The 15,174-nt window shown below is 60.3% G+C and carries 12 protein-coding genes; all 12 read right to left on the bottom strand.

The genetic code is table 11. The features are described from left to right. Positions 1 to 28: 28 nt before the first annotated feature. The 12 genes from ftsA to V9G17_12805 all read right to left on the bottom strand — a co-directional run bounded on the left by ftsA (position 29) and on the right by V9G17_12805 (position 15,167). A complete protein-coding gene (ftsA, locus tag V9G17_12860) occupies positions 29 to 1,273 on the bottom strand; it encodes a cell division protein FtsA (GenBank protein MEI2753486.1) in 1,245 nt (414 codons plus the stop codon). Then, complete coding sequence (locus V9G17_12855; protein ID MEI2753485.1) at positions 1,270 to 2,139, bottom strand: FtsQ-type POTRA domain-containing protein; 870 nt, start codon at positions 2,137 to 2,139, stop codon at positions 1,270 to 1,272. Before V9G17_12855 ends, ftsA begins: the two co-directional genes overlap by 4 nt. Positions 2,140 to 2,141: 2 nt before the next feature. Beyond that, positions 2,142 to 3,140 carry a D-alanine--D-alanine ligase gene (locus V9G17_12850; GenBank protein ID MEI2753484.1) on the bottom strand — a complete coding sequence of 333 codons (999 nt, stop codon included), beginning with the start codon at positions 3,138 to 3,140 and terminating at the stop codon, positions 2,142 to 2,144. A 9-nt stretch (positions 3,141 to 3,149) separates the two neighbouring features. Next, positions 3,150 to 4,082: a UDP-N-acetylmuramate dehydrogenase gene (murB, locus tag V9G17_12845; protein MEI2753483.1), complete on the bottom strand. Its 933-nt coding sequence runs from the start codon at positions 4,080 to 4,082 to the stop codon at positions 3,150 to 3,152. Between the two features lie 20 nt (positions 4,083 to 4,102). Next, positions 4,103 to 5,485 (bottom strand): UDP-N-acetylmuramate--L-alanine ligase, encoded by a 1,383-nt coding sequence (murC, locus tag V9G17_12840; GenBank protein MEI2753482.1) that lies wholly within the window; start codon positions 5,483 to 5,485, stop codon positions 4,103 to 4,105. A gap of 82 nt (positions 5,486 to 5,567) precedes the next feature. Then, complete coding sequence (gene murG, locus V9G17_12835; GenBank protein ID MEI2753481.1) at positions 5,568 to 6,689, bottom strand: undecaprenyldiphospho-muramoylpentapeptide beta-N-acetylglucosaminyltransferase; 1,122 nt, start codon at positions 6,687 to 6,689, stop codon at positions 5,568 to 5,570. Further along, positions 6,686 to 7,894 (bottom strand): putative lipid II flippase FtsW, encoded by a 1,209-nt coding sequence (ftsW, locus tag V9G17_12830; protein ID MEI2753480.1) that lies wholly within the window; start codon positions 7,892 to 7,894, stop codon positions 6,686 to 6,688. The genes murG and ftsW overlap by 4 nt, the downstream gene beginning before the upstream one ends. A gap of 35 nt (positions 7,895 to 7,929) precedes the next feature. Next, positions 7,930 to 9,318, bottom strand: coding sequence for a UDP-N-acetylmuramoyl-L-alanine--D-glutamate ligase (gene murD / locus V9G17_12825; GenBank protein MEI2753479.1), 1,389 nt, complete (start codon positions 9,316 to 9,318; stop codon positions 7,930 to 7,932). 10 nt (positions 9,319 to 9,328) lie between these two features. Next, positions 9,329 to 10,405, bottom strand: coding sequence for a phospho-N-acetylmuramoyl-pentapeptide-transferase (gene mraY / locus V9G17_12820; GenBank protein ID MEI2753478.1), 1,077 nt, complete (start codon positions 10,403 to 10,405; stop codon positions 9,329 to 9,331). A 66-nt stretch (positions 10,406 to 10,471) separates the two neighbouring features. Beyond that, a complete protein-coding gene (gene murF / locus V9G17_12815; protein ID MEI2753477.1) occupies positions 10,472 to 11,935 on the bottom strand; it encodes a UDP-N-acetylmuramoyl-tripeptide--D-alanyl-D-alanine ligase in 1,464 nt (487 codons plus the stop codon). A gap of 12 nt (positions 11,936 to 11,947) precedes the next feature. After that, complete coding sequence (locus V9G17_12810) at positions 11,948 to 13,498, bottom strand: UDP-N-acetylmuramoyl-L-alanyl-D-glutamate--2,6-diaminopimelate ligase (GenBank protein ID MEI2753476.1); 1,551 nt, start codon at positions 13,496 to 13,498, stop codon at positions 11,948 to 11,950. Then, on the bottom strand, positions 13,458 to 15,167 hold the full coding sequence (locus tag V9G17_12805; GenBank protein ID MEI2753475.1) for a penicillin-binding protein 2: 1,710 nt from the start codon (positions 15,165 to 15,167) through the stop codon (positions 13,458 to 13,460). The genes V9G17_12810 and V9G17_12805 overlap by 41 nt, the downstream gene beginning before the upstream one ends. Between the last annotated feature and the right edge of the window lie 7 nt (positions 15,168 to 15,174).

Here is a 15,174-nt window from a genome sequence, read left to right as displayed (position 1 = left end):
GGACGTGGTCTGAAGCCGTCCGCAAAAGTTAGAAAAACTCGAACATCCACGATCGCATACGATCGAACACTTTCCCCAATCCCTTGCCGTGACGAATGCCGGCAGCCTCCAAGTTGTCGGCATGTTGACGTGCATGCAACAACAGCCCGACACCGGTCGCGTGCATCGGATTGCTGACGATATCGCGCAATCCTCCGATGCCCGTCGGCATGCCGCGGCGAGCCGGCAGATTCAGGCCTCGCTCCGCAGCATCCGGCATCCCTTCTAATAATGACGTGCCACCCGTGATCACCACGCCGGCGCCCAGCATGCCTTCATAGCCGGCGCGCACAATTTCGCGCTTGACCAGCTCGAACATTTCTTCGACGCGCGGCTCGAGAATTTCTGCGATATCACGGCGCGTGAATTGCCGCGGTGGACGATCGCCGACGGACGGCACTTCCACCATTTCATGGCCAAGCACCAGTTCGGTGCGGGCAATGCCGTGTTGCACTTTGATTTTTTCCGCGTCGGTTTGCGAGGTCAGCAACCCGATGGCTAGATCCTTCGTCAGATTCTGTCCGCCGATCGGAAGGACCGCCGTATGCCGGATACTGCCGTCGAGGAAGATCGCCAAGTCGGTCGTGCCGCCGCCCAAATCCACCATGGCGACTCCCAACTCCCGCTCTTCGGCACTCAGCACGGCTTCGCTCGAAGCGAGGGGCTGCAGAATAATGTCCACGACGTCGAGCCCGGCCCGGTTCACACTCTTGATGATGTTCTGTGCCGACGTCACCGCACCGGTGATAACATGGACGTTGACCTCCAGCCGGTTGCCGGACATGCCCAACGGCTCGCGCACGCCCTCCTGATCGTCCACCATGAATTCGCGCGGCAGCACGTGCAAGATCCGACGCTCGTGAGGAATCACGGCAAGGGTTCGCGCACTTTCCACCGCCCGGTTGATGTCGTCGCGTGTGACTTCCTGTTTCTTGAGGGCCACCACGCCCTTGAGATTTTCCCCTGAAATATGGCTCCCCGCGATGCCCGTATAGACCGAGTTGATCTGCACGGCCGCCATAAGCTCCGCTTCCTCAACCGCTTTCTTGATCGACTCCACCGTACTCTCGATATTGACCACTACACCCTTGCGAAGCCCACGCGAAGGGCAGGAGCCGACACCGATGATATTCAACGGGCCTTCCTCCGGCACTTCGGCGACAATCGCACAGATTTTGGTGGTCCCGATGTCGAGCCCGACCAGGATATGATCCCGCTTAGACACTCGGCTCACCCCCTTCCCCGAACAATGACGCGGTCGGCATAGCGAAGATCGATTTCATTCGCCCTGGCGCCCTCGCCGTCAAAGGCCACATCACGCAGTGCGGGCCGCATTTTGAGAAACCGATACCATTGCTGATTCATCGACGACTCACTGAATTGAAACGTCACGCCCTGAACCTCGACCACCAGGTTATTGAGATTGCCCACATTGATATCCGGACGGCCCCCGGTCGTCTGGCCGACCATGCGGGCCAGTGCCGCACCGACTTGCACGGGACGACGATCATCCGGTTTTCCCTGCACCAGCCGCTTCCCGTCGACACCGGACAACATCGGCAACGTCGGATCATCCGCCGACCCGAGATGCGCCAGCAAGAACCCGTCCGAATCAACCAGGAGGTTCTCCGCCACCGTGCGGACCACGACCGCGGGTTCCCGCTCGACGATGTCGATATGAATCTCGTGCAACGGCTTCAGCTCGACCGTTGCGTCCTTGATCCAAGGATGCGTCTTGATCCGGTCGGCCAGCCAGGACGGGTTAATCGAGTAGAGCGCAGTGTCTGGCTTCAACGCCAGTCTTCCGATCACCTCTTTCCTCGTCACATGATGCAATCCGCTCACCGACACGGAGCGCACCAGAAACCATTCCCGTGTCAGAGGCCCCACTTCACGTGCCAGGACAAAGAGCCCCGAACAGCCGCCGACCAGAACAGTCACCGTCGCCACCACCCGCAAGGAGATCAGCAGGCCCCGCCCCAATCTGGACCAATACCCGCCCGTCTCATCCGTCCGATGGCGACCCGGCATAGATTCCGACCGGGCATTCGCCCGAGGATTCACTTTGACTGGTCGTACCTTGCGCCACCGCAACGACATCGCTACCTCACGGCTCGAAATGATCCGACTCCGGCTCGCCGAAGCGCGGACTGGAGAATCCGTTCCGTCAATGCGTCGTACGACAATCCGGCCTTCCCTGCCGCCATGGGCAACAGGCTCGTCTCCGTCATTCCAGGCACCGTGTTGATCTCAAGGACAAAGGGCTTTCCCTTGGTCGTAATTCGGAAATCCACCCGGGCCGCCCCGCTGCATCCCAAGGCCTGATAGGTCCGAATGGCCAGTTGTTTGATCTGACGAGTGACTGCGGCCGAGAGCGGCGCCGGACACAGGTACTGCGTGCGACCCTTCTCATACTTCGCCGAGAAATCATAAAATCCATCCGGCGCCACAATTTCCACCGCCGGCAATACGGTCACGACTCCGTCGGAGCCGCCCAGAAGCGACACCGTGACCTCGTGCCCGGGGATAAACGCCTCCACCATCGCTTCTTCGTCATACTGGTGCGCCACACGAAGAGCCTCTTTCCATTGCGACGGCTTCCGGACAATGGTGACTCCGATGGTGGACCCCTGACTCGCCGGCTTCACCACCACCGGCAGCTTCAATTTGCAGGTGCTCAGCACCCGCTTCAAACTGGGAGCCGTTCCTCGCAGCACCACCGTCCCGCGCGGGGCAGGAATTCCCTGCGCCGCCAATTCCGTCTTGGTCACCACCTTATGCATCCCGACGGCACTGGCTCGAACCCCGGAACCGGTATAGGGAATGCCAAGAGTCTCCAAAAATCCCTGAATCGCGCCGTCTTCACCGCCCGGTCCGTGCAGCGCCAGAAACCCGACTTCAACCGCCTGCTCCTCAAGCGTCTTGGACAGACCCGGTCCGACATCGATAGCCACCGCGTCGTAGCCGCTTCGCACCAACGAGCGGTACACCGCCTCACCGGTCTTGAGCGACACCTCCCGTTCGGACGATTGCCCGCCCATTAAGACCCCGATTTTTGAACGCGTCAGCGGCTTCCGTTCCGTCACATCCACTCCCTTCATCGATCCGCGTCAGGCCTTACCGACCACCTTCAGTTCCAACTCGAGATTCACACCCGATACCTTTTTGACGGCCGCGCGAACCTTCCTGATCAAGGCCAACACATCGGCTGCGCGCGCATGGCCGAGGTTCACCATGAAATTCGCATGTTTCTCCGAGACCTGCGCATCTCCGATGCGAGCCCCCTTCAAACCGGCCGCATCCACCAGACGACCGGCGGAATCCTTCGGAGGGTTCTTGAACACGCAACCGGCACTCGGCATCGTGAGCGGCTGGGTGTTCTTGCGATAGTGGAGATACTCCTTCACCGTCTGTTCAATCTGATCGTGATCGCCGGGCCTCAACTGCACCCAGACCCCCGCCACGATGCCGCGCGGGAGATGCGCCCGCCGATAACTGAACGGGATATCCGCAGCAGGAATATCCACCACCCGGCCGCGAGGATCCACCATCCTGACGGCCTTGACCGAATCCTTCATCTCACCCAGGCGCGTCCCGGCATTCATCACGACACACCCCGCCACGGTCCCGGGAATCCCAGCGCCCCATTCCAATCCGGCCAGTGATCGACGAATGGCATATCCGATCAACGTCGGCATGCCCACGCCCCCTTCTGCATAAAGCACGTGGTCCGCTTCCTGACGGATGGTTTTGAATTGCCGCAGGCTGACCACGATCCCGCGGATGCCCCCGTCACGCACGAGCAGATTGGTCCCGCCCACCACAAAGATCGGAACGTGTTCCGCACGAGCCTGCGCCACCACCCGGCAAAGGTCCTCCACATCGGCCGGTTCCACCAAGACTTCCGCCGGTCCTCCGATATGGAATGATGTATAGGCCTGCAGCGAGACCTCATACGCGACTGTTCCACGAACTCCCTCAAGAATACGCGCCCAGTCTGCCCTGGTTCTTGCCGCATGCTCTTTGACCGCCGCACGTGACACGATGGTTCGCCTCGTCGGCCCTAGGCCGGCAACCGCTCAAGGATCGCCAATCCCGTTTTCCAGATATCTCCTGCGCCGAGCGTAATCACGAGGTCCCCGGACTTCAGCGTCGGCAGCACCTGCTCCACCATGGTGTCCTTGCGCTCCACAAAGGTGGCCGAAGGATGTCCGGCCGCCTGCACCGCCTCCACCAGCTTTGCACCGGAGACACCGGGGATGGGCTGTTCGCCTGCCGCATAAATTTCCGTCATGAAAAGCACATCGGCCTGGTCGAACGCATGGGCGAACTCCTGCATCAGATCACGCGAACGGCTGTAGCGATGCGGCTGGAACAGCACAACCACGCGGCGATCCCACCCTTGTTTCGCGGCCGCGATCGTGGCGCGCACCTCAGTCGGATGGTGCCCATAGTCGTCCACCACCATAATACCGGCCTTCTCCCCGCGCAGATGGAAGCGTCGCTCCACCCCGCTGAATGCCGCGAGGCCTTTTCGGATCAGATCGACCGGAATATCCAACTCCACACCGATGGCGATCGCAACCAGCGAGTTCGAGACATTGTGGATGCCGGGAATCGACAGCCGGAACGGGCCGAGATTGCGTCCGCGGAAAAACACCCGGAACTCCGAGCCCCATTGCCGCAAGCTGATGTCGGTGGCGCGAAAGTCTGGCACATGGCCGGGTTGCTCGTGCAGGCCGTAGGTCTGATAGCGCTTGACCACCCGCGGCAGTAGCTGTCGCAACCGTTCATCGTCGGAACACAACACGGCCAGGCCGTAAAACGGCACTTTGTTGACGAATTCCAGAAAGCTGTCGTTCAACTTCTCCATCGTCCCGTAGTGGTCCAGGTGCTCGCGGTCGAGGTTGGTCACTGCGGCAATGGTCGGCGCGAGGCGCAAAAACGAACCATCGCTCTCATCCGCTTCCGCAATGAGCAGATCACCGCGCCCCAATCGTGCATGGCTCCCGAGGGCATTCACCTTGCCGCCGATCACCATGGTGGGATCCAATCCGCCTTGTGCGAGCACATTGGCGACCATCGAGGTCGTCGTCGTCTTCCCATGGGCGCCGGCGATCGCCACGCCGAATTTCAGCCGCATCAGTTCCGCCAACATCTCCGCGCGCGGGATGACCGGAATCTGCCGCGCTTTCGCCGCAACCACTTCGGGATTGGCGGCGGCCACTGCGGAGGAGATCACCACCACCTGGGCCTCTCCGATATTGGACTCGTGGTGGCCGATCGCAATACGCCCCCCCAATTCCTCAAGCCGGCGCGTCGTTTCCGACGGGCTGAGATCTGACCCGCTGACCTTATACCCGAGCGTCAACAACACTTCGGCAATCCCGCTCATGCCGGATCCGCCGATGCCCACCAAATGAATATGTTGTGTCTTTCTGAACATCGCCGTCCGCCTTACTCCTTGCACGCGAAATGGTCTGTGTGCACCGTTCCGGTCATGTTGCTGTGTCTCCCGCGCTCGTTGTTCATAGGGCGCGAGCGCTCCCGCTGGTCTCATGGCGCCTCCTTATGACGTCGTAACATTCACGAACGATGGTTTCTGCCGCATCACTGCGTCGCATGTTCCAACTCTGTTCACTCATGGTCTGAAGCCGATGCGGCTCCTTCAAAATTTGCGTGACGGCTTGCGCCAGGCCAGCCCCGGTCAATTCCGCTTGCGGCAGGAGCACCGCGCCACCGGCCTTCGCCATGACCTCGGCATTCCGTTGTTGATGGTTGTAGATCGCCGTGGGCAACGGAATCAGAATCGCCGCCTTTCCACACACGGTGAGTTCAGCAATCGTCATGGCTCCGGCCCGCGCCACCACAAGATCGGCGCCTCGCAGCACCGTGGGCATGTCATAAAGAAAGGGCACGACCTGCGCAGGCATGCCAGCCTGTTCATAGGCAGCCACGACCCGGGCATGATCGGCTTCGCCCGTTTGATGGGTAATGGTGAGCTGGCCCTTCATAGAAACAAGCCACGGCAAGGCCTCGATCATCGCCGAATTGATGGCCTTCGCGCCTTGACTGCCGCCGAAGACCAGCAGATGTCGATCGGTGCGTTCCTCAGCTCGCTTCGCGGCCGGAGCGGCAGATTCCAGAAACGCCTGCCGAACTGGTGTCCCCACCACGCTGGTCTTGCATCGATCGAAAAACTTGACGGTCGACTCGAAGGCCAGAAACACCCGCTGCACGAAGGGCGCGACCGCCTTGTTCGCCATGCCGGGATAGGCATTCGGCTCGAGAATCACGCCGGGAATCCGTCGCAGAAATGCCGCCAGGAGCATCGCCGGGCTGGTATAGCCGCCGACGCCGAACACGAGATCGGCGCTCTGCTTCTTGAGGATGCCCAACGATTGCCACAGACTCTTCGGCAAGGTGACCAGGGCCTTCATCATCTCAAAGGGACTCTTGCCCATCAAAGGATTGGCATCGATGCACTGCAATGGAAAACCTTCATGGGCCAGCACTTTGCGCTCAATTCCACGCGTCGTACCGACAAACAGAATCCGGGTGGATGGATCGCGCCGCACAAACTCGCGCGCAACGGCAATGGCCGGATACAGATGCCCGCCTGTTCCACCCGCGGCGATCACGACGTTCATTCCGTCACCACGCCGCGCTTGCGCACAGGCCTCGGCCCACTGCTGTCCTGCCCGCCCTGCCGGTCGCGCGAGATGCTCAAGAGAATCCCCACACCGAACAAATTGGCCATCAATGAGGACCCGCCATAACTGACAAACGGCAGGGTCAACCCCTTGGTGGGCAGAAGTCCCGTCACCACTCCGGCATTGACCAACGCCTGTATACCGACCAGCATGGTGATACCCATTGCCAGGTGCCGACCGAACGGGTTGCGCGCCCGCTTCGCGATCTGAAACCCCTTGATGACGAATAGGCCGAAGAGCAGCACGATGGTCACGGTGCCCATCAGGCCCAACTCTTCGCCGACCAGGGCCAGCACAAAGTCGGTATGAGCCTCCGGCAAAAAGAATAACTTCTGCTTCCCCTCGCCCAATCCCACGCCGAACGGGCCCCCGCTGCCGAACGCCAGAAACGATTGATGGATCTGATATCCGGAACCGGTCGGATCCTTGGATGCGCGCAGAAATTCCATCAGGCGTTGGCGCCGGTAACTGGATCCTAGAATCAAGGCAGCCATGGCCGGCAGCGCGCAGAGCGCCAGGAGACCGAGATGTTTGATTCGGGCGCCCGCCAGAAACAACATGGTGACAACCACAAGCCCCATCACCACCACGGTGCCCAGATCCGGCTCCAGCAGAACCAATCCACTCAGCAGACCAAGCACGATCAGCGGCGGTACGAGGCCTCGTGAAAAGTGAGCGACCTGCTCCTGCTTCTTGGTCAGATAGGCCGCGATGTAGATGACCACCACATACTTGGTCAACTCGGCCGGCTGGATATTGATTGGCCCGAGATGCAACCAGCGGCGCGCTCCCTTGGCCACACTGCCGAGCGACGGTACGAGCACCAGCACCAGGAGTACCGTCGTCCCGAAGAGCATCGGAATGGCCAGTTTTTTCCAGATCGTGTAATCGATCTTCGAGATGAGGTGCATCACCAGAAGACCGGCGCCCAACCAGGCCAACTGCCGTTTCAGGAAGTACCAGGGGTCGTGAAACCGATTCCCCGCCACCACCGCGCTGGCACTGAACACCATCACAACCCCCACGAGGGCAAGTATAAGCGTCACGGCCAGGAGTGCCGGATCGACCGGCACGCGTTTGGTCGTCCGCTGGGTCGAGGTCGACCAGGGCAACGTCAGTGTCCCGAGCGCATGCTGTGCCATCGTTCAGTTGTCGTTCCTCCCACAGGATTCCGGACTCAAGCCGGCAACCCTTGGACCAGCGCCTTGAACTGCCGGCCCCGGTCTTGATAATCCGCAAACATGTCGAAACTGGCGCAGGCCGGCGAGAGTAAGACCACCTCACCGGGCTGCGCCTCGCGAGCAGCAAGCTCCACGGCGTCGCGGAGGGTCGCTGCAGGACGACATCGGTCAAAATCACCCATTGCCGTTTGGATTCGGCCGGCGGCCTCCCCGATCAAAATCAGCCCTTTCACCCGTTCCCGGATCGCGCGTTCGAGGCGTGAAAAGTCCCCGCCCTTGTCGCGTCCACCGGCAATCAGCCAGATCGGCTGCTCAATGCCTTCGAGCGCTTTCAACACCGCATCGACATTGGTCCCCTTGGAGTCGTTCACGAAGCGAACGCCTCGACGCTCGCGCACCACCTCCAGGGCATGTTCTAACCCAGGGAAGGATCGCAGCACGGCGCGAATGGCCTCGATCGGACAACCGCAGAGCAGACCATAGGTCACCGCGGCCATCACATTTTCCACATTGTGAAGCCCGATGAGCCGCATGTCGCTCCGGCGACAGATTTCCTCCCGCCGTCCTCGCACCGTCGTCACGATCAAGTCGCCGTCAAGCACCGTGGCTCCCGCCACGCCCGATACCGTCGCGCCGCTCCGGCTGAATCCCAGGACGGTGCCTTTGGTACGCCCGCGAAGCGCAGCCACCCGCGCATCATCCAGATTGAACAGCGAATAGTCCCCGGCCGTCTGATTGGCGAAGATGTTGGATTTGGCCGCCACGTAGTCATCCACCGAGGCATAGCGGTCCATATGATCCAAGGTCACATTCAGAATCGCCGCGATCCAGGGGTGGAACTGTTCAATCGTCTCGAGCTGGAAGCTGGAGACTTCCAACACCACATACTCATAGGGCGCATCCGGTCCCGTCTTCGCTTGGACACAGGCCAAGGCCGCCTCACTCGCCGCAATTCCTAGATTGCCTCCGACAAACGCGCGTTTCCCGCTCTCCTGTAAAAACTTGCCGATCAACGTCACCGTCGTGCTCTTCCCGTTAGTGCCGGTCACGGCTACCACCGGCGCCGTTAAATAGCGGGACGCCAGTTCCAATTCGCCGATGACCCGAACCCCGCGGGCGCGCACACGATTGAGCGCATCGAGATGAGTCGGCACACCCGGGCTGATCACGACGAGATCGGCCCCTTCGAGCGCGGACTCGTACTGCGCCCCCACCTTCACGGCGATGCTCGACTGGTCTACCTGCGACAGAATGGCGGCAAGTTCCTGCGACTCCTTCCGGTCGGCCAGGGTCACCCGAGCCCCGAGATGGTTCAACAAGCGCGCCGCCCCCACTCCGCTTCGGGCCAATCCAACGACCGTCACCTGGAGATCTTTCACGTCCACTGATAGTCACCTACCGTAATTTGAGCGTGCTCAAGCTGAGCAGCGCCAGCAAAATAGCAATGATCCACAGACGCACCACTACCTTCGGCTCATCCCACCCCTTCATCTCAAAATGATGATGAATGGGCGCCATATTGAAGATACGTTTTCCCCGGAGTTTATAGGATCCCACCTGCAGGATGACCGACAACGCTTCGATAACGAAGACGCCGCCGACCAGGAGGAGCAGCAGCTCGTGTTTGCTGATCACGGCCACGGTACCGAGTGCCGCCCCCAGCGGGAGTGATCCCACATCGCCCATGAAGACTGAGGCCGGATAGGTGTTGAACCACAAGAAGCCCAGACTGGATCCCAGGATGGCCCCGGTAAAAATGGCGATTTCTCCCGCACCTTCAATGTAGGGGATAAGCAAATATTCGGCCATCACACGGTTTCCGGTCACATAGGCCACGATCGTATATGCCAGCGAGGCAATCATGACCGGACCGATCGCCAAGCCATCGAGGCCATCCGTCAAATTGACGGCGTTGGAGCTGCCGACAATGACAAGAATGACGAACACGATGTAGAACCAGCCAAGGTCGGGCGTGAAAAATTTGAAGAACGGGACACTGAGTTTCGTCGTGTAGCTGGGCAGCGTGTAGAGAAAGACGCCGATCGTCAGCGCGACCAGAATCTGGCAGGTGAATTTTTGTGCTGCCGAGAGGCCCTTTGATTGGCGCTTGATGAACTTGAGATAGTCGTCCACGAAGCCGATCGCACCGAAGCCCACCGTCGCCATCACCACTAGCCACACATACCGGTTGGTCATGTCGGCCCACAACAACGTGGACAACACCACCGCAAAGATAATGAGAATCCCGCCCATCGTCGGCGTGCCGCTTTTGGCCATGTGCCGCTTCGGTCCGTCGTCGCGAATTTGCTGGCCGAGCTTGATCTCCTGCAATTTGCGGATGACCCAGGGGGCCATCACAAACGCGATCAAAAACGCCGTGACCGCCGCATAGATAATCCGGAAGCTTTGGTACCGAAAGACGTTCAGGAATGAAAACTGTGTATGAAGGGGGTAGAGCCAGTTGTATAACATCCTACGGCATCTTTGCCCGCCATAGGTCAGCGGGCCTTAAAGTTCCTGTGTCTGTGTGCCTGCCGACTAGCAAGCCTTTCGCGCGACCCGTCGCATTCCCGTCACGGCATCCACGACCTGTTCCATGCGCATCCCCCGAGAGGCCTTGACCAGCACCACGTCGCCCTGCCGGACCATTCGAGCGAGGGCCACGGCTGCCGCCGCTGCATCGGGCAATTCGGTGATGTGATCGGACGCCATCCCGGCCTGCCGGGCTCCTTCGGCCAACTCTCGTCCCAATACACCGCAGGCGAGCAGATGCCCGATCCCTTGCGCAGCCAGAAACGCCCCGACTTCCCGGTGCATCCGCTTGCTGTCCGTGCCTAATTCCAGCATATCGCCCAACGCCGCGATCGACCGTTTTCCACGGCCCAGCTCCGCCAGCAGTTGAACGGCCGCTTTCATCGAGGCTGGATTCGCGTTGTAGCAATCGTTGATCACCTGCACTCCGTGGGAGAGGCTGATCTGCGATCGCATCGCAGCCGGACGAAACTTCGCCAGCCCTTCGGCGATGGCCGCCCCCGATAACCCCAACGCGTACCCGACCGCAGCTGCCGCGAGGGCATTGCTCACATTGTGTTGTCCCTGCGTCCGGATCCGAATTTCAGTCTGACGACTTTTCCCCGGCACTATCAGGCCAAACACCGTTCCGCCTTTTTCATCGACCCGAATATTGTCCGCACGAATAGCGGCTTTGGGAGAGACCCCGAATGCCACGACCCGGCACTGCGCACGGGCCGCAAGATAATCAAAATATTCATCGTCGGCGTTTAAGACCACGGTCCCGTCTTGCGGCAAATGGTCGAGCAACTCGGCTTTGGCCTGCGCGGACCCTTCCATGCTGCCGAAAAACTCCAAATGATCCGGGCCGATGTTGGTAATCACGCCGATGGTCGGTCTCGCGATTTCGCACAGCCGGGTGGTCTGCCCCTGCTGATCCACACCCATTTCAATGACCGCAGCCTGATGACGGGTCGCCAACTGAAACAGCGTCTGCGGAACTCCGATGCGATTATTCAGATTTCCCTCGGTCTTCAGCGTTTTCCAGCGCTGTGCGACCACCTGGGCAACCATTTCCTTCGTCGTCGTCTTGCCGTTGCTCCCGGTGATGGCGATCACCGGAATGGGAAACCGGTTTCGATAGTGCGTGGCCAACCGTTGATAGGCCTCGAGCGTATCTCGCACTCCAAGCAGCATGGGCACGCCGGCACGTTTCGGCGCTGGCGGCAAGTGATAGTCCTCTTGCACGATGGCGCAGACCGCCCCCTGAGACAGCGCCTTCGGCACGAACGCATGCGCGTCAAATCGCTCGCCCTGAAAAGCGATAAAGAGATCACCTTTTCGCACCAGCCGCGAATCGGTCACCACACGACGAATTCGTTGTTTCAGGTCCTGGGACGTGACACCGGCCGGCGGCCTGGCACTCAAGACTTCACAGATTTCTTCTACCGTAAAGAGCGCCATCACGCCGCGATTCCCATGCTCCCGCATGTGTTCCCTCGCTCAGGCTCCGGATCGGAGTGCGCCGATCGTGTCGCGCGCGACTTCCCGATCATCGAAGTGATGTTTCGTGGTTCCCACGATCTGATAATCTTCGTGCCCCTTCCCCGCGATCAACACCATATCCCCCGACTTCGCCTCACGAATGGCTGCCTCGATGGCCTCCCGGCGATCTGCAACCATGCGATACCGAACATGACCTCGATCCGCCAGCGCCTCTTTGACCCCGACCTCGACCTCGCGCAAGATCACCGCAGGATCTTCGGTACGCGGGTTGTCCGAGGTCAGTATCACCACATCACTATACTGTACGGCAGCCCGCCCCATCTTCGGGCGCTTGGTCCGATCCCGGTCCCCGCCGCACCCGAAGACCGTGATGATCCGCCCCGTGCGTAGCGCCTGGGCCGCGGTCAACAAACGAACCAGTGCGTCTTCAGTATGGGCATAGTCCACCACCACGGAAAAGTCCTGGCCGGCGTCGACCAGTTCGAACCGCCCCGGCACGTTCGTGACCGTCTCAACGGCCGATCGAACTTGATCGAGCGTCAAGCCTTCATGCAACACCACGCCGGTCGCAGCCAAGAGGTTCGACACATTATGCTCTCCGATCAGACGGCTCTTGATCGGACAGCTCCCGGCGGGACTGCGCAAGGTGAAACTGGTGCCGGCCGGCGAGAGCCTCACACCTTCAGCATAGATGTCGGCCTCCCGGTGCAGGCCATAGGTCCACACCGGAACGGTGCAAGCCGCACGAATCCGCCCACCCCATGGATCATCCACGTTGATGATGGCCCGCTTCCGCTGCTTCACCGCGCCCGCCTTCCCTAACTCGACAAAGAGTTTCAGCTTCGCTTGAAAATAGCGCTCCATGTCGAGATGGAAATCCAGGTGATCCTGCGTGAGGTTCGTAAAGACCGCGACATCGAACTCAGATCCGGCAGTCCGACCCAAGGCCAAGGCATGCGACGAGACCTCCATCACCACCGTATCCAACCTCGCCTCGCGCATTCGTGCAAATAATTTCTGTAACTCCAACGCACCCGGCGTCGTATGCGAGGCGGGAATCGACTCCTTCCCGACGAGATACGCGACCGTTCCGATGAGGCCGACCTGCCGCTGCGCGGCTTCCAGCATGGTTTTCACGACATAGGTTGTCGTGGTTTTCCCATTAGTCCCCGTGACGCCGACCATCCGCAACGAAGAAGACGGATCGCCATAAAATCGGCTACCGAGAATTCCGAGCGCTGCGCGTGAGTCCTCCACGCGGACGCAAGGAATCGAACCCGCTTCTCCGCTTCGCTGCACCACGACGGCCGCCGCCCCTGCCGCAACAACAGAATCTAGATACTGATGGCCATCGACACGCTCTCCCGGCACAGCCACGAAGAGCGACCCGGGCCCCACCTTCCTGGAATCGTCGGTCAGGTCGGTAATGGTCACCCGCTGGTCTCCAGTCCGTTCCAGCACTCCGAGGCGCCCATGTATCGGGCTGATCAATTCATCGAGTGTCATATCAGGATTCAAGTCCGGCCATCGCCAGCTTAACCGGCTCATCTACCGCCACACCCAAATAGTTGAGCACTTGCTCCCCGACACGACGGAATACCGGCGCCGCAACGACACCACCCCAGCCCTCGCCACGGGGTTCGTCGATCACGACGATCATCGCCAACCGCGGATCTTCCGCCGGCACATAGCCAAGAAACGACCCGACCAGCAACGTGGAGGAATAGGCACCGGTGCGGGGGTCAACCTTTTGAGCCGTTCCGGTCTTACCGGCCACCCGAAAGCCTGGAATAGCCGCTTTCCCTCCGGTGCCGCTCGTGACCACGCCCTCCAGCAAGGTCGTCATCGTCCTCGCCGTATCGGAAGAAATAACCCGCCGCTTCGCCTGCGGCATGGTTTGCGCCACCAATTGTCCCTTGGCGTTCCGGACTTCCGAGACCACGTAAGGCTTCATCAAGACGCCGCCGTTCGCGATGGCCGACACAGCTGTGACCATCTGTAGGGGTGTCACGCCGACCTCTTGGCCCATCGAAATCGACGCCAGCGAGCGTTTTCCCCATTGGCGCGGCCCCCGAAGCAAACCCACCGTTTCTCCCGGCAAATCAACGCCGGTCTTATCACCGAACCCGAAATCCTTGAGATAATCAAATACTCGCCACTCACCTAAGGCCATACCGACCTTTGCCGCGCCGATATTGCTCGACTTCTGGATCATCTGTGCAAACGTCATCCAGCCCGTTTTTTCGTGATCGTGAATGACCGTGTTGGCGATGGAGAATTGCCCGTTCTCTCCATAGATCATGCTCCCGGGCGTCATCACCTTCTCTTCGAGCGCGGCCGCTGCAATCACGGCCTTCATGGTGGACCCGGGCTCATACGTATCCGTCAAGGCGCGGTTACGCCATCTGTCGGGAGCCAGCGCACCGACCGTGTTGGGGTCGAATCGTGGACTGACGGCCATGGCCAACACCGCCCCGGTTTTCGGCTCCATGACAATGATCGTGCCCGACTTGGCATTCGATCGACTCACCGCCTCATCCAGCTCTTTTTCAGCAATGTACTGGATCACTTCGTCGACAGTGAGGGTCAGACTGTGCCCGGCTGCCGCACCTTCCTCATTGAGCCCTTTCGGAAATACGGCGCGCCCCAACGCATCACGCTGCAACACCACCGACCGCTTTTCACCACGCAGATAAGATTCGTAGCGCAGCTCCACGCCTTCCAGCCCGCGATCATCCATGCCGGCAAAGCCCAGCACATGCGATAACAGCGGCCCCTTGGGATAGAAGCGACGCCCCTCCATCACCACCCCGACGCCATCCAGCGCGAGTCGCTCAAGCCGTCGTCCCTGTTCAGGCTCCAGCTTGCGTGCCAGCCATACGAAATGCTTTTCCTGCTTCAGCTTCTTTTCAAGTTCCGTCGCCTTCACGTGCAAGATCGGCGAGAGATTGCGCGCTGTCGCGCCTGGATTCCCAAGGGACGCCGGAACTCCAAATACGGACGGCACCTCCATATTCATGGCCAGCACCTTGCTGTTGCGATCGTAGATCGTTCCCCGCGCGCCCTCCAGAATCACGTTTTTCTGGTGTTGACGATCGGCCTTCACGGTCAATTCCGCCGACTGCATCACCTGGAGATTCACGAGGCGGACCACGACACAAAGAAAGGCAACCACCAGCCCGCAGGCCACCACAATACGGCGACTGCGAAAAGGCATCGCAGCC

It is taken from the genome of Nitrospira sp. (genome assembly GCA_037045225.1).
In the GTDB taxonomy this organism is placed as follows: Bacteria; Nitrospirota; Nitrospiria; order Nitrospirales; family Nitrospiraceae; genus Nitrospira_A.
Note: the sequence above shows the minus strand (reverse complement) of the source record. Positions and strands in the feature narration are given on the sequence as shown.

Excerpts from the sequence above, each read along its gene's own strand:
- murG (MEI2753481.1), bottom strand. The coding sequence starts at position 6,689 with ATGAACGTCGTGATCGCCGCGGGTGGAACAGGCGGGCATCTGTATCCG.
- V9G17_12810 (MEI2753476.1), bottom strand. The coding sequence starts at position 13,498 with ATGAGCCGGTTAAGCTGGCGATGGCCGGACTTGAATCCTGATATGACA.
- murF (MEI2753477.1), bottom strand. The coding sequence starts at position 11,935 with ATGCGGGAGCATGGGAATCGCGGCGTGATGGCGCTCTTTACGGTAGAA.
- mraY (MEI2753478.1), bottom strand. The coding sequence starts at position 10,405 with ATGTTATACAACTGGCTCTACCCCCTTCATACACAGTTTTCATTCCTG.
- V9G17_12855 (MEI2753485.1), bottom strand. The coding sequence starts at position 2,139 with ATGTCGTTGCGGTGGCGCAAGGTACGACCAGTCAAAGTGAATCCTCGG.
- ftsW (MEI2753480.1), bottom strand. The coding sequence starts at position 7,894 with ATGGCACAGCATGCGCTCGGGACACTGACGTTGCCCTGGTCGACCTCG.
- V9G17_12805 (MEI2753475.1), bottom strand. The coding sequence starts at position 15,167 with ATGCCTTTTCGCAGTCGCCGTATTGTGGTGGCCTGCGGGCTGGTGGTT.
- V9G17_12850 (MEI2753484.1), bottom strand. The coding sequence starts at position 3,140 with ATGAAGGGAGTGGATGTGACGGAACGGAAGCCGCTGACGCGTTCAAAA.
- murC (MEI2753482.1), bottom strand. The coding sequence starts at position 5,485 with ATGTTCAGAAAGACACAACATATTCATTTGGTGGGCATCGGCGGATCC.